Consider the following 16,471-nt stretch of genomic DNA (forward strand, 5'->3'; position numbering starts at 1 on the left):
AATCCCCTATCATATGATAGGGGATTTTTGGCATGTTGTAAATATGTTTTGCATGCTCTTTATACCCATCCGCGGAAACGGCACGCTTCCGCCATTTTTCGAACGCCGACCATATAAGCAGCCAATCGCATATCTACGCGGCGGGTTTGCGCCATTTCATATACGTTGTTAAACGCTTTTACCATCACTTTTTCTAATCGTTCTTGGACTTCTTCTTCTGTCCAATAATATCCTTGGTTATTTTGCACCCATTCAAAATAGGATACCGTTACACCGCCGGCACTAGCTAATACGTCTGGAACAAGCAAAATGCCGCGTTCCGTTAAAATTTCCGTCGCCTCTAGCGTCGTTGGACCGTTTGCCGCCTCCACGACAATGCTTGCTTTAATATTTGGCGCATTTTCTTTCGTAATTTGATTTTCAATTGCGGCTGGAACTAAAATATCGCAATCAAGCTCTAACAATTCTTTGTTCGTAATTGTATTTTTAAACAATTTCGTTACCGTACCAAAGCTGTCGCGGCGCTCAAGCAAATAATCGATATCTAAACCGTTCGGATCGTAAAGAGCTCCATATACGTCGGAAATGCCAATGACTTTCGCACCGGCATCATGCATAAATTTTGCTAAATAGCTTCCCGCGTTTCCAAAACCTTGAACGACCACGCGTGCTCCTTTCAAGTCGATACCGCGTTTTTTCGCCGCTTCGCGAATACAAATCGTAACCCCTTTTGCCGTCGCGGTTTCGCGCCCGTGCGACCCGCCTAGCACTAAAGGTTTTCCTGTAATAAATCCAGGAGAGTTAAATTCGTCGATGCGGCTATATTCGTCCATCATCCATGCCATAATTTGCGAGTTCGTAAAGACATCTGGTGCAGGAATGTCTTTTGTCGGACCAACGATTTGGCTAATCGCGCGAACATAACCACGGCTTAATCGTTCTAATTCACGGAATGACATCGTACGCGGATCACATACAATTCCGCCTTTTCCACCGCCATACGGCAAATCGACAATGCCACATTTTAGGCTCATCCAAATAGATAGCGCTTTCACTTCACGCTCTGTTACGTTTGGATGGAAACGAACGCCCCCCTTAGTTGGACCAACGGCATCATTATGCTGGGCACGGTAGCCGGTAAAAATTTTTACAGTACCGTCATCCATGCGCACAGGAATTCTCACTGTCAGCATGCGAATCGGCTCTTTGAGCAACTCATATACTTCTTCTGGATACCCTAATTTTTCCAATGCTCTATGTATAACAGTTTGTGTTGCTGTTAATACATCATATTTTTCCGCTTTTTCTTCCAGATTTTCTTCGTTGGTATGCTTGTCGGCTACCATACTAAACCTCCTATAAATTCGCTGTAATATTTGATATTGTCACCTTTCATGTCATAGTATACACTTTCTTTTTATTTATGCAAAGGAAAAAAAATAAAATGCCAAGCGATTTACGGCTATTTACAACCATTTACATCGCTTTTATGTCAATAAGCTGTCTTTTCCTTAGTATATATTTATTTTCCTTGTCATCTAACATATGGAAAAAATAAAAAGCCAGACCCCTTGTCCATACGACGGGGTCTGATAAAGCATTAACGCACTGGAAAATAACGAACAAGTTGTTCAATGGCTCGATGTTCAATTAGCTTCTTACCATATTCTTGCACACGATGTATCGTTATCGTTGAAGGGCTGGCAAATTCCGCTAATAAAGCAACAAAGTTATCGATTGGGATCGGCGGTTCCTCAGCGACATGCAAGTAAAAACGATTTTGGTAGGAGTAGAGGGTTCCGTCTAGACAACCGATCGAGTAAAGACGATGAGCGAGCTGAATGACATCTTCAAACGTCTGAAATTCATAAAATATGTCATCGCTCTCATCGAGCGTTACTTGCATTTCAATATAATCGTCAGCAAATTCTTCCTCCATGTCGTCATATTCGCCCTCACTTGTTACGATAACAACCATTCCCTGTGCTGGTAAAGAGTATACTTCCACTGCGATCGACCCGTTTACTTCAAAGCCGAGCTCCTCGCTTGCCTCCTCAATCATATCGCGAAACAATTGATGAACTTTAAACGTATCTTTCCATAAATCCTCTTTCGTTAAACCGCGATCCATCAAATCATCAAACGTAAGGAAAATTTTGATTTTATTGTGGGTTAAGCGTTCAAGACGCATCAACACCCCTCCTTACCTACACAGCCATCTCTTATGTTTATTGTATGAAATAATTCATAAATGGTTCGTTTGTTATTATTAATGAGTTTACATCGTTTATAGTCATTTAGACAAGCATTTTTTCTTTATCTTCTTTCCGTGAACAAATGGTGATCAAATTCGTTTCCGCAGGGGCTCCAAAGCGAAGCGGAACGGCTGTCGTCCCGTACCCGTTGCTGACATAAACGGCTGTTCCGTTCACATTTTTTAAACCGCCTTTTTCATAGAGCCCAAACGAAAAGAAACGAATTTGCCCTCCATGCGTATGACCGCTGATCACAAGCGAAATATGATGTTCGGGACGAAGACGACCGACGATTTTCGGATTATGCGAAGCAAGGATGCGAAATGCATCCTCATCCACCCCTTGAAGCGCTTGGTCCAATCTTGCGCGCCGTTTGCTCATATCCTCCACTCCAATGAGAGCAAGCTTCTCCCCATTCGGGGATTGCAACATAACAGCGCTATTTTCCAATATATGCACTCCTTCCTCCACTAAAAGCGAGTGCAAATCATATTCCGTTTCATAATCATTATTCCCCCAAATAAAATAAACCGGTCCAATCATTTTTAAACGGCGAATATTTTCCTTGACACGCGCAACGGGCACCCCTTTTTCCGTAAGGTCCCCGCCAACTAAAACAATATCCGCTTTTCCTTTTATCTCCTCCACAATTCTTTTTGCCAATACCCGCCGATGAAGATCAGAAATAAAAAAAATGGAAAACGCCCGAAAACTACTTGGAAACTGAGGAAAGGTCAATTCAATGTAAACAACGCGGTTTCGATGCGCTTCCCACCACATATAAGCCAATATACAAAAAAAAGCAAAAAAAATGATCCAAATCAATATAACTCCCCCTATAAGTTTCGATTATATTGACGAGAACGATCCAAATCCACCGATATCATACCATAAATCAAAGAGAAAATAAAAAATAAAGCAGCGAGCCTCGTTTCCCATTGAAATAGCCAATAAAAGCTTCCCATCCCCCCGCAGCAAATAAACCATTCCTTCCAACGCACCTGCTTTCGCTGCAAGCATAAAATCACTCCTTCAATGACGGTGCGGATCACTACTGCATTGGCTAAAAAACCAATAAAAAAACAAATCATTGCTAAAAACGTCCGCAAAGGATTAAAAATAAGTTCAGTGATAAAATAGGTAAAATCAAACGGAGTCACTGGCGGCATCCAATGAATCATAAAATACCCGCATAAAAATCCGACAGCAATATATAACAGATAAAACACAACCTGTTTCCTCCCTTTTTTCTTACATGTATTCACCGAAAAAAGAAGTCATGAACAAAACGCAATGGTCATAAATATAGACTGAAGTTCTGCCCAAAAAGGAGGTTTCTTATGTTCACAACACGAAAGCAATACGAACCTTATGTAAGCCCATTTGACCCTTGCCCGCCAATTCGCGTCAAAACCTATGTCACCGCTCCAAATCAATATGTCGGATTTCAGCCGCCAAACTTGCCGCAATTCCCATTGCATGAAGCGTTAAAAAAAGGAACCCTTTGGAAAATTTTTTATGATCCATATTATGGTCCTTATGAAATGAAAACTAAAGGTGATTACCAATGAAACAGTTGCCAAAAGAATACTATGAACTTTTAGAACAGCTCCAAGCGGTTGATTTTGCCCTCGTCGACTTAACGTTATACCTCGACACCCATCCTACTGACTACCAAGCCATCCAGCAATTTAACCAGCTTGCGCAAAAACGGAAACAACTGAAAAAACAGTTTGAATCCTGTTATGGTCCACTTCAGCAATATGGAAACAGCTATTCCAATTATCCGTGGAATTGGAATGATTCTCCTTGGCCTTGGCAAGTATAGCAAAAACAACTCGCTGTAAAGGGAGGAAATGACGATGTGGATTTATGAAAAAAAATTGCAATATCCTGTTCGTGTCAGCACATGCAACCCAAAATTGGCGAAATATTTAATTGAACAGTATGGAGGTGCGGATGGAGAACTCGCCGCTGCGCTTCGTTATTTAAATCAACGCTACTCCATCCCTGATAAAGTAGTCGGTTTGCTCACAGATATTGGAACCGAAGAATTAGCTCATTTGGAAATGATTGCGACAATGGTATACAAATTAACAAAAGACGCCACCCTAGAACAGCTGAAAGAAGCAGGTCTTGACGCACACTATGTCGATCATGACCGCGCTTTATTTTATCATAATGCCGCTGGAGTTCCATTTACGGCGACATACATTCAAGCGAAAGGAGACCCAATTGCCGATTTATATGAAGATATCGCTGCCGAAGAAAAAGCGCGGGCAACCTATCAATGGATTATTAATATGAGCGATGATCCAGATTTAAACGATGGGCTTCGCTTTTTACGTGAACGTGAAATCATTCATGCCCAGCGTTTTCGCGAAGCAGTCGAAATTTTAAAAGAAGAGCGCGACCGCAAGAAATTTTTTTAATCGAAAGATAGCTGAATGGAGTACCATTCAGCTATTTTCAAAATACAAATTAATGTCGTACTCCTTTTTCATGATCTCAAACAATTTATGGCGCTCTTTCCATTGCTGCTCTTCTTTCCATAAATCGGCGCTTTTTTGAATGATTTCACAGCGAAGCGAATGAAATTCTTCTTCTGCTTTATCGCACTTTTTTTTGTAATATAAAATGGCCCAATACAATGTAAACAACAATAATAATATATACAAATGCACTGTTTTTTCTAAAAACATCTTAATAAACGCAGTCAATGTACCGCTGGGAAAAATCAGATAAAATAAAACATATGCGAAAAATACCGCAAATCCACCTAAAGTGACAATCTGCAAAGACAGGACCCGTTTCTTCAAACGTTCCCATTTTTGCTTCTTTTCAATCACTCCAAGCAGCATTTGTTTTGTTACTTCATCAATATGAAGCTGTGCGAAAAATACTTTGCTCACGGCCGGATCCCCTCGTTTTTTCACTGACCTCTATTATAAACGTATGTACGAGCCCATTTAGGTAGAACAAAAAAGTGATGGTACGCCTCCTTACTTTTCAGCGTCCATCACCGGAATTTGCAGCACTTGTCCTTTATGAAGCTGTGCGCTCTTTAAATGATTCCATTTTTTTATCATTTCCATTCCTTTATCACTTTGATAATATTTCATCGCAATGCTGTACAATGTTTCATTTTCTTGGACTGTATGTGTAATAATCTTTTGCTTTTTTTGCTTATCCGAAGCTTTATTTTCTTTTTGTGCGTCTGATTCAGGCCGATCTTTTTTTTTGCGAGCTTGGCTCGCTTGATGGCGGCGCCGCCTTTTCCTCAGCAGGAGCAATGTCAATTTGTTCGTAGCTGCCCGTCTCACTGCGTGTTACAACAGTCACTGTTTTTGAATCATCATTTGCATAATAAATACTTAACATCGAAATCGGAAGTAAAATAAAAAATAGTGCTAACAAGCGAATAAGCGGATATTTTAACTTCCATTTCACCCGTTTTTTTGATTTCTTTTGTCTATGCACCTCCCTGCGCGATGGAAGCGATAATACATCTTCTTGCTGCACCATTTCGTCTCTTTGTTCCACTAATTCGCGCAATGATTCTGCTTGATCATGATTCACACATTATCACTCCCGTCTCCCTCTTTCATGTTGCGGACATAATGAAGACGAATATCGATCGCCAAGATAAAGTCAATAAGAAAATGAGCAAAAATGGTGACCCAAAGACTGTTTGTCCGTTGATAAATATATCCAAGAAAAAAGCTTAACAATACGACCATCCCAAATAAAAACCACTTTTCTAAATAGCGCACGTGCAACAAAGCGAACACGATGCTGGCAATAAACAAGCCAAAATGCGTCTGGATCACTCCACGAAACAATAGTTCTTCACTAAAAGCGATCAATAAACATAAAAAAAAGATATGCGGAATCGACCGGTTTTGGAAAATTTTTTCGTTAATTCCTCCATCATCATACCAATGTTCCGGCAAATAACGCATCAATAAAAAATCGATGGCCAATACAATCATTGCACTTCCGCCGCCATACTTTAACACCGTGGCAACATCAAAATGCCAAATTTTTTGGAATGTCGAAAGATCAAAAAGAAAAAATCCGATGATTGCTGATACGACAATTAACAATAACTGAGTAAAATATAAATGAATGAGTACTTCACGATCGTCCATCATGCGGATTTGTTCACTTTGCCGCCTCATTCTAGACACGCCTCGCTTTAAAAGAAAATTCGCTTTAATTCCGCTTTCCAGCCATGGAAATGCAGATCTTTATCCTCTTTCTCCATGCGCAAGTAGCTCTCGAGCGGAAATCCGCATCGGTCGCAGCATAAATCTGGCTTTCTCTCCAATGACTGTTGAAACGCCTGAACGATCGCCTCACGCCGGCATGAACGATGCAACACCCAACTCATCATTTCCCGCAGCTTTTTTCGCTTCCATTGCCTGCGCGTCTCGATATACTTCATCAATGTCTGATATAAACAAGCAACATCCCGTTCCGTAAGCAACCGCTTGGAAGAAATGATTCCTTCCGCTTCGAAAAAATACGTTAAAATCCGTTTTTGCACATCTGTTAACGAGCATGCATTCATTTGCTGTTCTAAACGATCCGGAGTTACACCATATAATAAGCTTTCGCATAATTGTTTTACTTGCACATCGTCCGGCAATTCCGTTTCCATAAGAGATTGTACCATGCTCTCGTCACCATTGGTATATAGTAAAATGGCAATGCTCTTTTTTCCATCGCGGCCGGCTCTGCCGATTTCCTGTAAATAAGCCTCTATCTGACCAGGCATGTGAAAATGAATGACAAAACGAATATTTTCTTTATTTACTCCCATGCCAAATGCATTCGTACAGCATACAATTTCCAATTGGTCACGTAAAAATTGTTGCTGAACAAGCATTCGCTGTTCGGAATCCATTCCTCCATGATAATAGGCGACTCGCTCAATTCCTTCCTCTTGCAGCTTCTGCGCCATCGTTTCCGCCCATTGCCTGCTTGAAAAATAAATTAACCCAGGTCCTTCTAGCACTTTTACATAATCAAGCAGCCTGCTTACTTTCTCATGGATAAAGTCCGTTTTCTCCACTTTGATGGCGATATTAGGCCGGTCAACAGAATGAATATGCCGACGAAGAGGCTGGAGCTGCAAAATATGTACAATATCATCCATCACTTCAGGCGGTGCGGTGGCTGTTAACGCCAGACAAGTTGGAGTGCCAAGACGCTTACGAATTTCTCCCAGCTTTAAAAAATCAGGACGGAAATCGTAACCCCACTGGGAAATGCAATGTGCTTCATCAACTACAAATAAGGAAATACGGATATTCATTAAAGCGCGAAGCAATCGTTCCGACTGCAGCATCTCCGGGGAAACATAAATAAACCGAAATTCATGAAGCCGCTCAAGTGCTTTGATCTTTACTTCTGTTTCTAAAAAACTATTAAATGCGATGACTCTCTTTTCTCCACGTTGGCGAAGCTGCTGCACTTGGTCCTCCATCAGCGAAACGAGCGGCGAAATAATTAACACGCTGCCTTGCAATACATATGCGGGAAGCTGATAACAAAGTGATTTTCCCCCACCAGTCGGCAACATTGCTAATACATCATATCCGCGCAAAATGTCTTCAATAATTTCCCGTTGTCCTTTTCGAAAAGAGGAGTAGCCGAATTTTTCTTGAAGCAACTGTTCTAATGTCACCACATTTCTCCTTCCTTTGCTAATACGAGGCGAATTTCAAAGTAGCTGACATCGTCATCGATAGCGTCACGAATCACCTTTAATTTCCGCGTCCGTAATTTTCGTACCGTTTCAATAATTTTTGCCGCTCTTTTCTCATTGATGAACGGTTGAATAGAAAAATGAGGAATATTCGCCGCAATTTCCACCACATGGTCTTCAATGGTGCTTCTTTTTAAACGGCGCAGCTTAGCGATCTCTTCGATCGATTTTCCACGCAATAGCCATTCATACGTTTTTTGTGTCGAAAACGTTAATGGTATCGGCAGCGATAAATCATGCATCAATTCATATAAAACGGATGAACGTTTTGATTCCGCTCTAGCCATCATATAATGCAATACATTTTGGAATTGAAACCGAACGTATACTGGATCTTTTTGCAAATAGGAAGCGATTTGCTCATTTGTCCAGCCAATTCGCTCAAAACTCGTTAAGCGCAATGTAAACACCGTCGCCTCTTCTTCCGAAACGGAAGAAAGAATGTCATATATTTCTTTATAAAGCGTTTGCGCTAATTCATGCACTGTCCTTTTTTGCGATAATAAGTAATTCTTTACCCAAATCAATGTTTCCTCATGGCGATGAATCGGTTCAAAACGGGTTCGATGGAGCACGTTCGATAACGTTTGAACAAGCAAGGACAACCGATACCAAAACGTTTTTTCTGTGGCGTGATACCGCCATCCGTTTATATGAACCGGAAAAAACACTTGATGCAACTGTTCGTCTAACTGCTTTTTTCCAGCTTCCGTCAGTATATAAGAACGGTTTTGTACAGGGGAAATCAAGCCGTTTTCGAACAACTGTTGCGTTGCTGCCTCGACATCGTTTAACGTAACTTCTTTCCACACTCCGAAAAATGGTTCTAACTGAAACCATTTACTATCTTGTAACGTTTGTGACGACTTTTTTCCGGTAAATAGATGATATATCGCGGATAAAGACCGCTCCCCGCTGAAACGGTGCAAACAAAATAAAACAAGAAACGAAGCATACCCACCTTTCATTCGCGCCGCTCCTTTATTGAAACACTTTGATATACATCCATTGTAGCAGAAATACTCTCTTCGTTTCTCACACAAAGTTTTTCTCATCTAGAAAAAATGCATAATGGGAAATGTATGTTTAAAAATATCGGTGTAATATTTTTTGTATTGAAAAGTTGTGGAAACAGTCTTATTATAAGAAGTGAAAGCTCATTTCCGAGTATACAACACGGAGATGACAGTCCGTTTGAAATAGAATTTGAGGAGGTTTTTATTTATGCCAAAATATACGATTGTTGATAAGGAAACATGTATTGCATGTGGTGCGTGCGGTGCCGCAGCTCCGGATATTTATGACTACGATGAAGATGGCATTGCATACGTAACACTAGATGACAACCAAGGCATCGTGGAAGTGCCAGAAATTCTTATCGATGACATGATGGATGCATTCGAAGGCTGCCCAACGGAATCGATTAAGGTTGCAGACGAACCGTTTGATGGCGATCCAAATAAATTTGATTAATAAAAATACACCCTCTTGTATGCAAAATGCAAGAGGGTTTTTTATGGAAATGATCTGAATGAAGCCTCTATTGCCGTCCACTTAAGCAATAACGGATCGATTACCCGCTCCTGCACAAAAACAAGATCATCCAATCATGTTTTGCTGAAATCCACCGTCATATTTTAATGAGATTTTGTCGACTGTTGAAAAATTTGTTGATCGAAAGAACGAAACATTGAGTTATATTTACATAGTTGCTATACTTCTACCATCTATTCTATAATAGAAACACATACATACATATAAAGGGAGGAAAATGTTGTGGCATTTGAAAATAAAGTTGTCGAAGCATTTATCGAAATTCCGACAGGAAGCCAAAACAAGTACGAATTTGACAAAGAACGGGGCATTTTCAAACTAGACCGCGTCTTATACTCTCCAATGTTTTATCCGGCAGAATATGGATATTTGCAAAACACGCTCGCTTTAGACGGCGACCCGCTTGACATTTTAGTCATCACCACAAATCCAACGTTCCCTGGCTGTGTGATCGACACACGTGTCATCGGTTATTTAAATATGATTGACAGCGGTGAAGAGGATGCGAAATTAATCGGTGTTCCTGTCGAAGATCCGCGTTTCGATGAAGTACGCAGCATCGAAGATCTTCCGCAGCATAAATTAAAAGAAATCGCCCATTTCTTCGAACGCTATAAAGACTTGGAAGGGAAACGGACGGAAATCGGCTCGTGGGAAGGTCCAGAAGCTGCCGCTAAACTAATTGATGAATGCATCGCTCGCTACAACGAACAAAAAAATAAATAACAGAAAAGACGCCCAAGTGAACGGTTGACGACTTGGGCGTTTCTTATTCAGGAAAATCCGAACATTTCATAATAAAAACGTTTACATTGGTATGACTTCTTATCATATCATTGACAGATGGTAATTTATTATGTTAAATTATCAGAAATTTAAAATCCTTGAAAAAAGAAAGGAGCTCACCACCGTGTTTCGCATTTTAGTTTCCGACGCAATTAGCGAAGAAGGATTAGCCCCACTACGAAAATCCGAACAAATTGAAATCGTACAAAAAAAGGTAACAGAAGTAGAAGAACAACTTCATGAATTTGACGCCTTGCTTGTTCGCAGCGCTACGAAAGTGACAGAAGAACTCCTTTCCAAAATGCCAAATTTAAAAATCATCGGGCGCGCTGGTGTGGGAGTTGACAATATTGATGTGGAAGCAGCAACGAAGCGCGGGATTGTCGTTATTAATGCTCCAAACGGAAATACGATTTCTGCTGCTGAACACACATTTGCTATGATGGCTGCGCTTGTGCGCCATATTCCGCAAGCACATGTTTCTGTGAAATCCCGGGAGTGGAATCGTTCCGCGTTCGTTGGAACAGAGTTGCAAGGAAAACATTTAGGAATTATCGGATTTGGCCGCATCGGATCCGAAGTAGCCAAACGCGCGCGCGCATTCGGCATGACGGTTCACGTATATGATCCATTTTTAACAAAAGAACGGGCGGAAAAACTTGGTGTATCGATCCATACACTTGATGAAGTGCTTGCTTGCTCTGATATTATTACCGTACACACCCCATTAACTAAAGAAACAAAGGGGCTTCTTGGCGAAAAAAATTTGGCCAAAACGAAAAAGGGCGTATACCTTATCAACTGTGCCCGCGGCGGTATTATTGACGAACAAGCATTAATTCCATTTCTTCAAAGCGGCCATGTTGCAGGGGTAGCTCTCGACGTATTCGAACAAGAACCGCCAGGCGATCATCCGCTTTTTGCGTTTGATAATGTGATTGTCACCCCTCACCTTGGTGCTTCGACTATAGAGGCGCAGCTCAATGTTGCTACACAAGTTGCCGAGGAAATATTACACTTTTTAGAAGGAAAACCAGTTACATCATCTATTAATCTACCAACATTGTCTAAAGACGTATATGAAAAAATTCAAGCATTCTACAATTTAGCGAAAAAAATGGGCACGATCGCATCACAATATATGAATATTCCTGTCCAAGAACTATCCGTAACCTATGCGGGAACGGTTGCCGATTTAGAAACAACATATATCACTCGCAGCTTGCTCGCTGGATTTTTACGGCCGCGCGTCGCTTCGACGGTTAACGAAGTGAATGCCGCCATGATCGCAAAAGAACGCGGCATTACGTATGGAGAAAAATTTTCCGATGAAACATATGGTTACGCAAATTGCATTTCCCTTACCGTACACGGGGAAAACAGAACGTTTACGATTAAAGGCTCGCACATTCCAAACTATGGAGACCGCATCGTTCACTTCGATGGATTTACGATTGATTTTGCACCAGATGGACATCTTCTTTACATCCAGCATCAAGACCGACCAGGAATGATCGGAAAGGTCGGAAACGTCCTCGGCGAACATCAAGTAAATATCGCTACAATGCAAGTCGGACGCGAGCAGGCAGGTGGAAAGGCAATTATGATGCTTTCGTTAGATAAACCGATTGATGACGCTTTACTTCAGAAATTAGCTGAAATTGAAGATATTGAAACGGTAAAAAGATTAGAAGTTTCATAAGCAAAAAAGGAATGGGAATTTCCCATTCCTTTTTCCGTTGCTTTTCTCTTATCCAAGCGGCACCGCTTTACGCTCCCCTTTTTGAAACGTCATCAGCTCCGTATAGCCGACGCTTTTCGCCAGCGCAATCGCCTTGTCGTAATCCGCCCCCACGTGCTCTGGAACGTGCGCATCAGACGAAAGCACAATCGGAATTCCCTTATCATAGCACATTTGCAACAGCCGCTTATCCGGATATAGCTCACCGACTGGCTTGCGGAGTCCAGCAGTGCTGATTTCCACACATGTTTTGGAATTCGCAAGCGCTGTTGTGGCACGATCATATTGCTCTAATAAAAATTCCTCATCCTCCGGAACATATTTAAATATTTTGACCAGATCTATATGACCGATAATATCAAATAAGTTCGACTCGGCTAAAGTAACGACTTGGTCAAAATATTTGCGATATGTATCGTACAAATCCCGGCGTTCCCATTCCTTTCGATATTCCGCTAAGTCAATGCCGAAATCATCGATCCAGTGAATGGAACCGATGACATAATCAAACTCATATGATCGAATAAACGCCGCCATCTCTTCATGTTTTCCTGGCGTATAATCCATTTCGATAGACATTTTTACATCAATTCCGGCATCCCACGCCTCATGGAAAAGACGGACATAATCTGCCATATCATAATAGCGACGTTCGTCTACCCATGGATTCGATAAAATATTTTTCGTTTGATAAAAATGATAGGCATGTTCGGATATACCGAAATGTTGAATTCCTTTCCGCGCCGCTTCATCGGTAAATTGCCGCAAATAGTCCAATGTCAGCGTTCCGCGTTCTAGATGGTTATGGTAGTCTGTTAACATTCACAAATCGCCTCCCACTATGTTTCTATCATTATATCGTATGAAAATGCGAGAGGACAACGATTTTCACGAATTTTCGAAACGTTAACCAGTTAACCCTACCATAAATAATAACCGAATGCAAACGGCCATTCCCGCCACTACAAGCAATCGTCTCACCACATCACCCATCGTCGCTCATCCCTCCTTGTTATTTTTACACCATATAGTATTATGTCAAAAAAAAAACAAATAGAACTTCATTGACATTAAAAAATACTGCCCTCCCTTATCTTGTATGCAAAGTCGCCATCATCGGATTTGGGCCAACGGGTACATCAATCTTCTTGCCAAATATATATGGACCGATCTGTTTTACATTTCCCCCCATAAACGTCACCGAGCGAAAACCAAACTCCTTAGCGGTAAGTAAAATTGCTTCCACCATCCAGCATAACGATGGCGATACATCAAGCTTTGAATCCTCAGTAAATTGAACAACGACGTGATCCTGTTGCACATCTACTTTCTCAATTTGCACTCCCCGCGGAATCGTTGATCGCAGTGATGCACTAGCATCTTTTTGCATTTGTCTTAACGCTTTGTGAAATGTTGGGAAATGTTGGGGGGACGGAACGAGATATACAGGATGCGACGAACTGAGCTGATATAAATAATACGCCCGCTTCTTTTTTGGAATTTCCATCGATTCTATATATCCTTTATGACTTAGTTTCATCCCTTCTTTATTTCCCGTAAAAAAGCGAATTTTCTTGCCACCCATCCATCGAATGGTTTCTTCAATACTGGATAAAAACAGCGACTCACTCACTCTTCCTTCCAAAAAAACCGGATGTTGTTTCGAAACATAAACAAGCCAAACTCGTTTGCTTTCACGAGAAGGCACCATCGTTACCCCATTAAGCAAATGTTTCGAGACTCCCCATTTTTGTTCATCAATTTGTGTTTTGGCCGTTTCTAGCTGCCGTTTTACCGACTCATGCTTTGGGACTGGCACGCTAATCGGAATCACGATTTGAGACTGCTGGTCGGGAAGCCCTAGTACAGCAACATCTTGATCATTCAAAGCTTCTTTTGTAACAATGTGCGATGGAAACTCGCTGTATTGGTTTGCTGACAAAAGCGGTTGACTCATATTGGAACGCTGATCAGCTTGCAACGTAATGACAGATTTATCCGATTTTTCTTCTGTCTGTTTGGTAAACGGGAGGCTGTGCACACTAATGACAACAACGATCATGACTGCAACGATCGAAGCAAACGATGGAAGAAACCACGCTTTCAAACGTGCTGTTTTTCTTGCTTTCATCAATTGTCGGTACACTTCTTCTTTCGAACGATGATCTTTGATCATCGGCATTTGTTGCAACGTATATTGGAGGCATTCGTCATTCCACCGAAATTTTTTCATGTTGTTTTCCTCCTTTCGCCGCTTCTTCCTCCATATACTTTTTTAATACTTTTAATGCCCGGTGTTGCGTTGTTTTTACTTTGCTTTCCGTCCATCCTAACGTTTCTGCTGTTTCTGCGATCGATAGTGACTGAATAAAGCGGAGTACAATGACAAGTTGCTGATCAATGGTACAACGCTCTAAACAACGGTACATCCGTTGAATTTCTTCTTTTTGAATCGCAATTTCCTCCGGGAGTGGATGCATATCACAAAGCTGATCATCGTTCCAATCGAATTTTTCTGACACTCTCCGCCGCCAGCTTTTTTGTTTGCGAAAAAAATCGATTGCCACATGGCGAGCAATCGATAGCAGCCACGTTTTTTCGCTGCTTTCCCCCTTAAATCGCTTATACGAACGCAATACTTTTATGTATACTTCTTGAACGAGATCTTCTGCCTGTTCTCGATTTCGTACCATATAAAATAAAAAATTAAAAATGTCATCATGATACTTTTCGTACAACTCCTCAAAAACGGAGTCCATCCTTTCTCCTCCCATTCTACTACATCTGTCGATAGAACAATCGTTTCGTTACAACTATCATAAAGTTTCTTCGCAAAAAAAGGAAGAATATTTACGGAATATTCTTCCCTTTCATCTCTACTAATCTATAAGCGCAATTCGATCGAAAAAAAATAAATCTTTTACCATCTTCTTTATTTCTTCTTCCATATGAGGATCATAGCTTATTAATACAGAAGTAGCCGGACCGGATGAAGCAAAAAGCGGCAACGAGCAGGAACAAGAGAAAGAGGAAAGACCGTTGTCCTGAAGCAACTGTTGCAATTCATAATAAATTCCTTTTGAACCAACCGGGACAATTTCATAAACATACGTTTGTCTCAATAGTGCTTGAAATAACGAAAGAGAAAGCATACGTTCCTTACGCTTCAATACTTCATCTCCAACAAGCGGCTCGCCGATTACCGCAAATTTTGCATCTTTTGGTGTTATTCCGACCCGTTTTCGCTCTGTTTGTACCGTACCGACAACCACTATTCCAACAGCGGACTGCAACGTTGGAAAATTCGTTTCACTGCTCCCGATGACCGGAATGTCTATATGCAATTCTTGACACGTCCTGCGGATGCCATTGCAAAGTGTTTCCCACGCTTCATCATGCACAAAATTTTGCAGTACCACGGCATGCGGCTTCGCTCCAACACTCAATACTTCCATGAATGCAACGCGCGCAGCAAAATACGAAACGACATCATATGGAGCGTGTACAACATCCTTCTCTTTCTCTCCAATTGCTGCCGAACCATCCGCCGCAACCACTAACTCTATGCCATCATAAAAAGGTATAAACAATACATCACGCACGTGGCATCTTCTCCGATTCCATGATTGTCCATCTCCAAAGCACCGGAATAACGAGTGAGGAAACGATGATGTTTGCAAGTGTTGCAATAGCCAAAGAAGGAATAATCGCTAAAACAAACACTTTACCCATCACCGATAAACTAATCAACACAATTGTCGCGGCAAATTGTTTCCGGCTTCCTATCATTTTTTCCCCTCCTTATCCCGAAACACGATCGCGCTCCGTTCATATTCGACGTCTTTTACTCCCAAACGCGCGTTAATGACGCGGGCGACAGCAAAAAAGTAATCAGATAAACGATTCACGTATTGCAATACAATTTTATTAATCGGCTCCTCTTTGCTTAATGACACGATGCACCGTTCTGCTCTTCTTGTTACCGTGCGGGCGACATGAAGCGCCGCCGCAGCTTTAGAGCCGCCAGGCAAAATAAATTTTTCAAGCGGCGGAGCTTCTTTCACATATTCATCGATGCGCGTTTCCAAAAATGTCACCATATCTGCCGTTACTTTGTACGGAATCTTCCCATTCACAATGGCCAAGTCGCCGCCGCAATCAAATAATTCATGTTGAATTTTTTGCAATTCAGCGTAAATGTCTTGAAACTTCTCATCATTTAACAGCGTCATCGCCTGCCCGACAAATGAATTTACTTCATCTAGCGTCCCGTACGCCTCCACACGCAGATGATCTTTATCGACACGTCCGCCGATTAAACTCGTTTTTCCTTTGTCACCTGTTCTCGTATATAGTCTCATA

General features: G+C 41.4%; 21 protein-coding genes. 6 read left to right on the forward strand and 15 right to left on the reverse strand.

Going from position 1 to position 16,471, the window contains the following annotated elements:
* Positions 1-59 precede the first annotated feature (59 nt).
* From DER53_RS15750 to DER53_RS15765, 4 genes are all read right to left on the reverse strand, one after another.
* A complete protein-coding gene (locus DER53_RS15750; RefSeq protein ID WP_062677588.1) occupies positions 60-1,346 on the reverse strand; it encodes a Glu/Leu/Phe/Val family dehydrogenase in 1,287 nt (428 codons plus the stop codon).
* 254 nt (positions 1,347-1,600) lie between these two features.
* Complete coding sequence (locus DER53_RS15755; protein ID WP_015864315.1) at positions 1,601-2,191, reverse strand: genetic competence negative regulator; 591 nt, start codon at positions 2,189-2,191, stop codon at positions 1,601-1,603.
* A 106-nt stretch (positions 2,192-2,297) separates the two neighbouring features.
* On the reverse strand, positions 2,298-3,083 hold the full coding sequence (locus DER53_RS15760; protein WP_062752758.1) for a metallophosphoesterase: 786 nt from the start codon (positions 3,081-3,083) through the stop codon (positions 2,298-2,300).
* An 8-nt stretch (positions 3,084-3,091) separates the two neighbouring features.
* The gene (locus DER53_RS15765; RefSeq protein WP_223812205.1) at positions 3,092-3,484 is read right to left on the reverse strand and encodes a hypothetical protein; all 393 of its coding nucleotides are present in this window, start codon (positions 3,482-3,484) and stop codon (positions 3,092-3,094) included.
* A gap of 111 nt (positions 3,485-3,595) precedes the next feature.
* Between DER53_RS15765 and DER53_RS15770 the strand changes: the two genes are divergently transcribed.
* The 3 genes from DER53_RS15770 to DER53_RS15780 are packed head-to-tail and all read left to right on the forward strand — an operon-like array spanning position 3,596 to position 4,687.
* Positions 3,596-3,826 carry a spore coat associated protein CotJA gene (locus tag DER53_RS15770; protein WP_015864318.1) on the forward strand — a complete coding sequence of 77 codons (231 nt, stop codon included), beginning with the start codon at positions 3,596-3,598 and terminating at the stop codon, positions 3,824-3,826.
* On the forward strand, positions 3,823-4,083 hold the full coding sequence (locus DER53_RS15775) for a spore coat protein CotJB (protein WP_015864319.1): 261 nt from the start codon (positions 3,823-3,825) through the stop codon (positions 4,081-4,083). Before DER53_RS15770 ends, DER53_RS15775 begins: the two co-directional genes overlap by 4 nt.
* Before the next feature lie 34 nt (positions 4,084-4,117).
* Positions 4,118-4,687 carry a manganese catalase family protein gene (locus DER53_RS15780; RefSeq protein ID WP_062752760.1) on the forward strand — a complete coding sequence of 190 codons (570 nt, stop codon included), beginning with the start codon at positions 4,118-4,120 and terminating at the stop codon, positions 4,685-4,687.
* A gap of 27 nt (positions 4,688-4,714) precedes the next feature.
* Here DER53_RS15780 and DER53_RS15785 read toward each other — a convergent pair whose 3' ends face one another.
* The 5 genes from DER53_RS15785 to DER53_RS15805 form a co-directional block, all read right to left on the reverse strand.
* On the reverse strand, positions 4,715-5,167 hold the full coding sequence (locus DER53_RS15785) for a YpbF family protein (RefSeq protein ID WP_062752762.1): 453 nt from the start codon (positions 5,165-5,167) through the stop codon (positions 4,715-4,717).
* A gap of 310 nt (positions 5,168-5,477) precedes the next feature.
* On the reverse strand, positions 5,478-5,834 hold the full coding sequence (locus DER53_RS17515) for a hypothetical protein (protein WP_244319618.1): 357 nt from the start codon (positions 5,832-5,834) through the stop codon (positions 5,478-5,480).
* Positions 5,831-6,436: a CPBP family intramembrane glutamic endopeptidase gene (locus DER53_RS15795; protein WP_015864323.1), complete on the reverse strand. Its 606-nt coding sequence runs from the start codon at positions 6,434-6,436 to the stop codon at positions 5,831-5,833. The genes DER53_RS17515 and DER53_RS15795 overlap by 4 nt, the downstream gene beginning before the upstream one ends.
* 17 nt (positions 6,437-6,453) lie before the next feature.
* Positions 6,454-7,950: a RecQ family ATP-dependent DNA helicase gene (locus tag DER53_RS15800; protein WP_062752763.1), complete on the reverse strand. Its 1,497-nt coding sequence runs from the start codon at positions 7,948-7,950 to the stop codon at positions 6,454-6,456.
* A complete protein-coding gene (locus DER53_RS15805) occupies positions 7,944-8,996 on the reverse strand; it encodes a YpbB family protein (RefSeq protein ID WP_062752765.1) in 1,053 nt (350 codons plus the stop codon). Before DER53_RS15805 ends, DER53_RS15800 begins: the two co-directional genes overlap by 7 nt.
* Before the next feature lie 256 nt (positions 8,997-9,252).
* Here DER53_RS15805 and DER53_RS15810 point away from each other — a divergent pair, with 256 nt between their 5' ends.
* The 3 genes from DER53_RS15810 to serA all read left to right on the forward strand — a co-directional run bounded on the left by DER53_RS15810 (position 9,253) and on the right by serA (position 12,070).
* The gene (locus tag DER53_RS15810) at positions 9,253-9,501 is read left to right on the forward strand and encodes a ferredoxin (protein WP_011231729.1); all 249 of its coding nucleotides are present in this window, start codon (positions 9,253-9,255) and stop codon (positions 9,499-9,501) included.
* 303 nt (positions 9,502-9,804) lie between these two features.
* On the forward strand, positions 9,805-10,308 hold the full coding sequence (locus DER53_RS15815) for an inorganic diphosphatase (RefSeq protein ID WP_015864326.1): 504 nt from the start codon (positions 9,805-9,807) through the stop codon (positions 10,306-10,308).
* Between the two features lie 184 nt (positions 10,309-10,492).
* The gene (gene serA, locus DER53_RS15820; protein WP_062753200.1) at positions 10,493-12,070 is read left to right on the forward strand and encodes a phosphoglycerate dehydrogenase; all 1,578 of its coding nucleotides are present in this window, start codon (positions 10,493-10,495) and stop codon (positions 12,068-12,070) included.
* Between the two features lie 48 nt (positions 12,071-12,118).
* On the opposite strand, the gene DER53_RS15825 is transcribed toward serA, so the two are convergent.
* From DER53_RS15825 to DER53_RS15850, 6 genes are all read right to left on the reverse strand, one after another.
* The gene (locus DER53_RS15825; RefSeq protein WP_015864328.1) at positions 12,119-12,931 is read right to left on the reverse strand and encodes a histidinol-phosphatase; all 813 of its coding nucleotides are present in this window, start codon (positions 12,929-12,931) and stop codon (positions 12,119-12,121) included.
* Between the two features lie 268 nt (positions 12,932-13,199).
* Positions 13,200-14,342: a GerMN domain-containing protein gene (locus DER53_RS15830; protein ID WP_062752766.1), complete on the reverse strand. Its 1,143-nt coding sequence runs from the start codon at positions 14,340-14,342 to the stop codon at positions 13,200-13,202.
* Positions 14,320-14,868, reverse strand: a complete 549-nt coding sequence (sigX, locus tag DER53_RS15835) for an RNA polymerase sigma factor SigX (RefSeq protein WP_062752768.1) — start codon at positions 14,866-14,868, stop codon at positions 14,320-14,322. The genes DER53_RS15830 and sigX overlap by 23 nt, the downstream gene beginning before the upstream one ends.
* Positions 14,869-14,988: 120 nt before the next feature.
* Positions 14,989-15,711 (reverse strand): AIR synthase family protein, encoded by a 723-nt coding sequence (locus DER53_RS15840; RefSeq protein WP_121910064.1) that lies wholly within the window; start codon positions 15,709-15,711, stop codon positions 14,989-14,991.
* Positions 15,704-15,898, reverse strand: a complete 195-nt coding sequence (locus tag DER53_RS15845) for a hypothetical protein (RefSeq protein ID WP_062752770.1) — start codon at positions 15,896-15,898, stop codon at positions 15,704-15,706. The genes DER53_RS15840 and DER53_RS15845 overlap by 8 nt, the downstream gene beginning before the upstream one ends.
* Positions 15,895-16,470 (reverse strand): cob(I)yrinic acid a,c-diamide adenosyltransferase, encoded by a 576-nt coding sequence (locus DER53_RS15850; protein WP_062752771.1) that lies wholly within the window; start codon positions 16,468-16,470, stop codon positions 15,895-15,897. Before DER53_RS15850 ends, DER53_RS15845 begins: the two co-directional genes overlap by 4 nt.
* Position 16,471: the final 1 nt, after the last annotated feature.

It is taken from the genome of Parageobacillus toebii NBRC 107807 (genome assembly GCF_003688615.2).
GTDB lineage: Bacteria > Bacillota > Bacilli > Bacillales > Anoxybacillaceae > Parageobacillus_B > Parageobacillus_B toebii.

Coding starts and splice junctions, on each gene's coding strand:
- DER53_RS15770 (WP_015864318.1), top strand. CDS start 3,596: ATGTTCACAACACGAAAGCAATACGAACCTTATGTAAGCCCATTTGAC.
- sigX (WP_062752768.1), bottom strand. CDS start 14,868: ATGGACTCCGTTTTTGAGGAGTTGTACGAAAAGTATCATGATGACATT.
- DER53_RS15850 (WP_062752771.1), bottom strand. CDS start 16,470: ATGAGACTATATACGAGAACAGGTGACAAAGGAAAAACGAGTTTAATC.
- DER53_RS15810 (WP_011231729.1), top strand. CDS start 9,253: ATGCCAAAATATACGATTGTTGATAAGGAAACATGTATTGCATGTGGT.
- DER53_RS15750 (WP_062677588.1), bottom strand. CDS start 1,346: ATGGTAGCCGACAAGCATACCAACGAAGAAAATCTGGAAGAAAAAGCG.
- DER53_RS15775 (WP_015864319.1), top strand. CDS start 3,823: ATGAAACAGTTGCCAAAAGAATACTATGAACTTTTAGAACAGCTCCAA.
- DER53_RS15805 (WP_062752765.1), bottom strand. CDS start 8,996: ATGAAAGGTGGGTATGCTTCGTTTCTTGTTTTATTTTGTTTGCACCGT.
- DER53_RS15755 (WP_015864315.1), bottom strand. CDS start 2,191: ATGCGTCTTGAACGCTTAACCCACAATAAAATCAAAATTTTCCTTACG.
- DER53_RS15780 (WP_062752760.1), top strand. CDS start 4,118: ATGTGGATTTATGAAAAAAAATTGCAATATCCTGTTCGTGTCAGCACA.
- DER53_RS15845 (WP_062752770.1), bottom strand. CDS start 15,898: ATGATAGGAAGCCGGAAACAATTTGCCGCGACAATTGTGTTGATTAGT.
- DER53_RS15825 (WP_015864328.1), bottom strand. CDS start 12,931: ATGTTAACAGACTACCATAACCATCTAGAACGCGGAACGCTGACATTG.
- DER53_RS15795 (WP_015864323.1), bottom strand. CDS start 6,436: ATGAGGCGGCAAAGTGAACAAATCCGCATGATGGACGATCGTGAAGTA.
- DER53_RS15830 (WP_062752766.1), bottom strand. CDS start 14,342: ATGAAAAAATTTCGGTGGAATGACGAATGCCTCCAATATACGTTGCAA.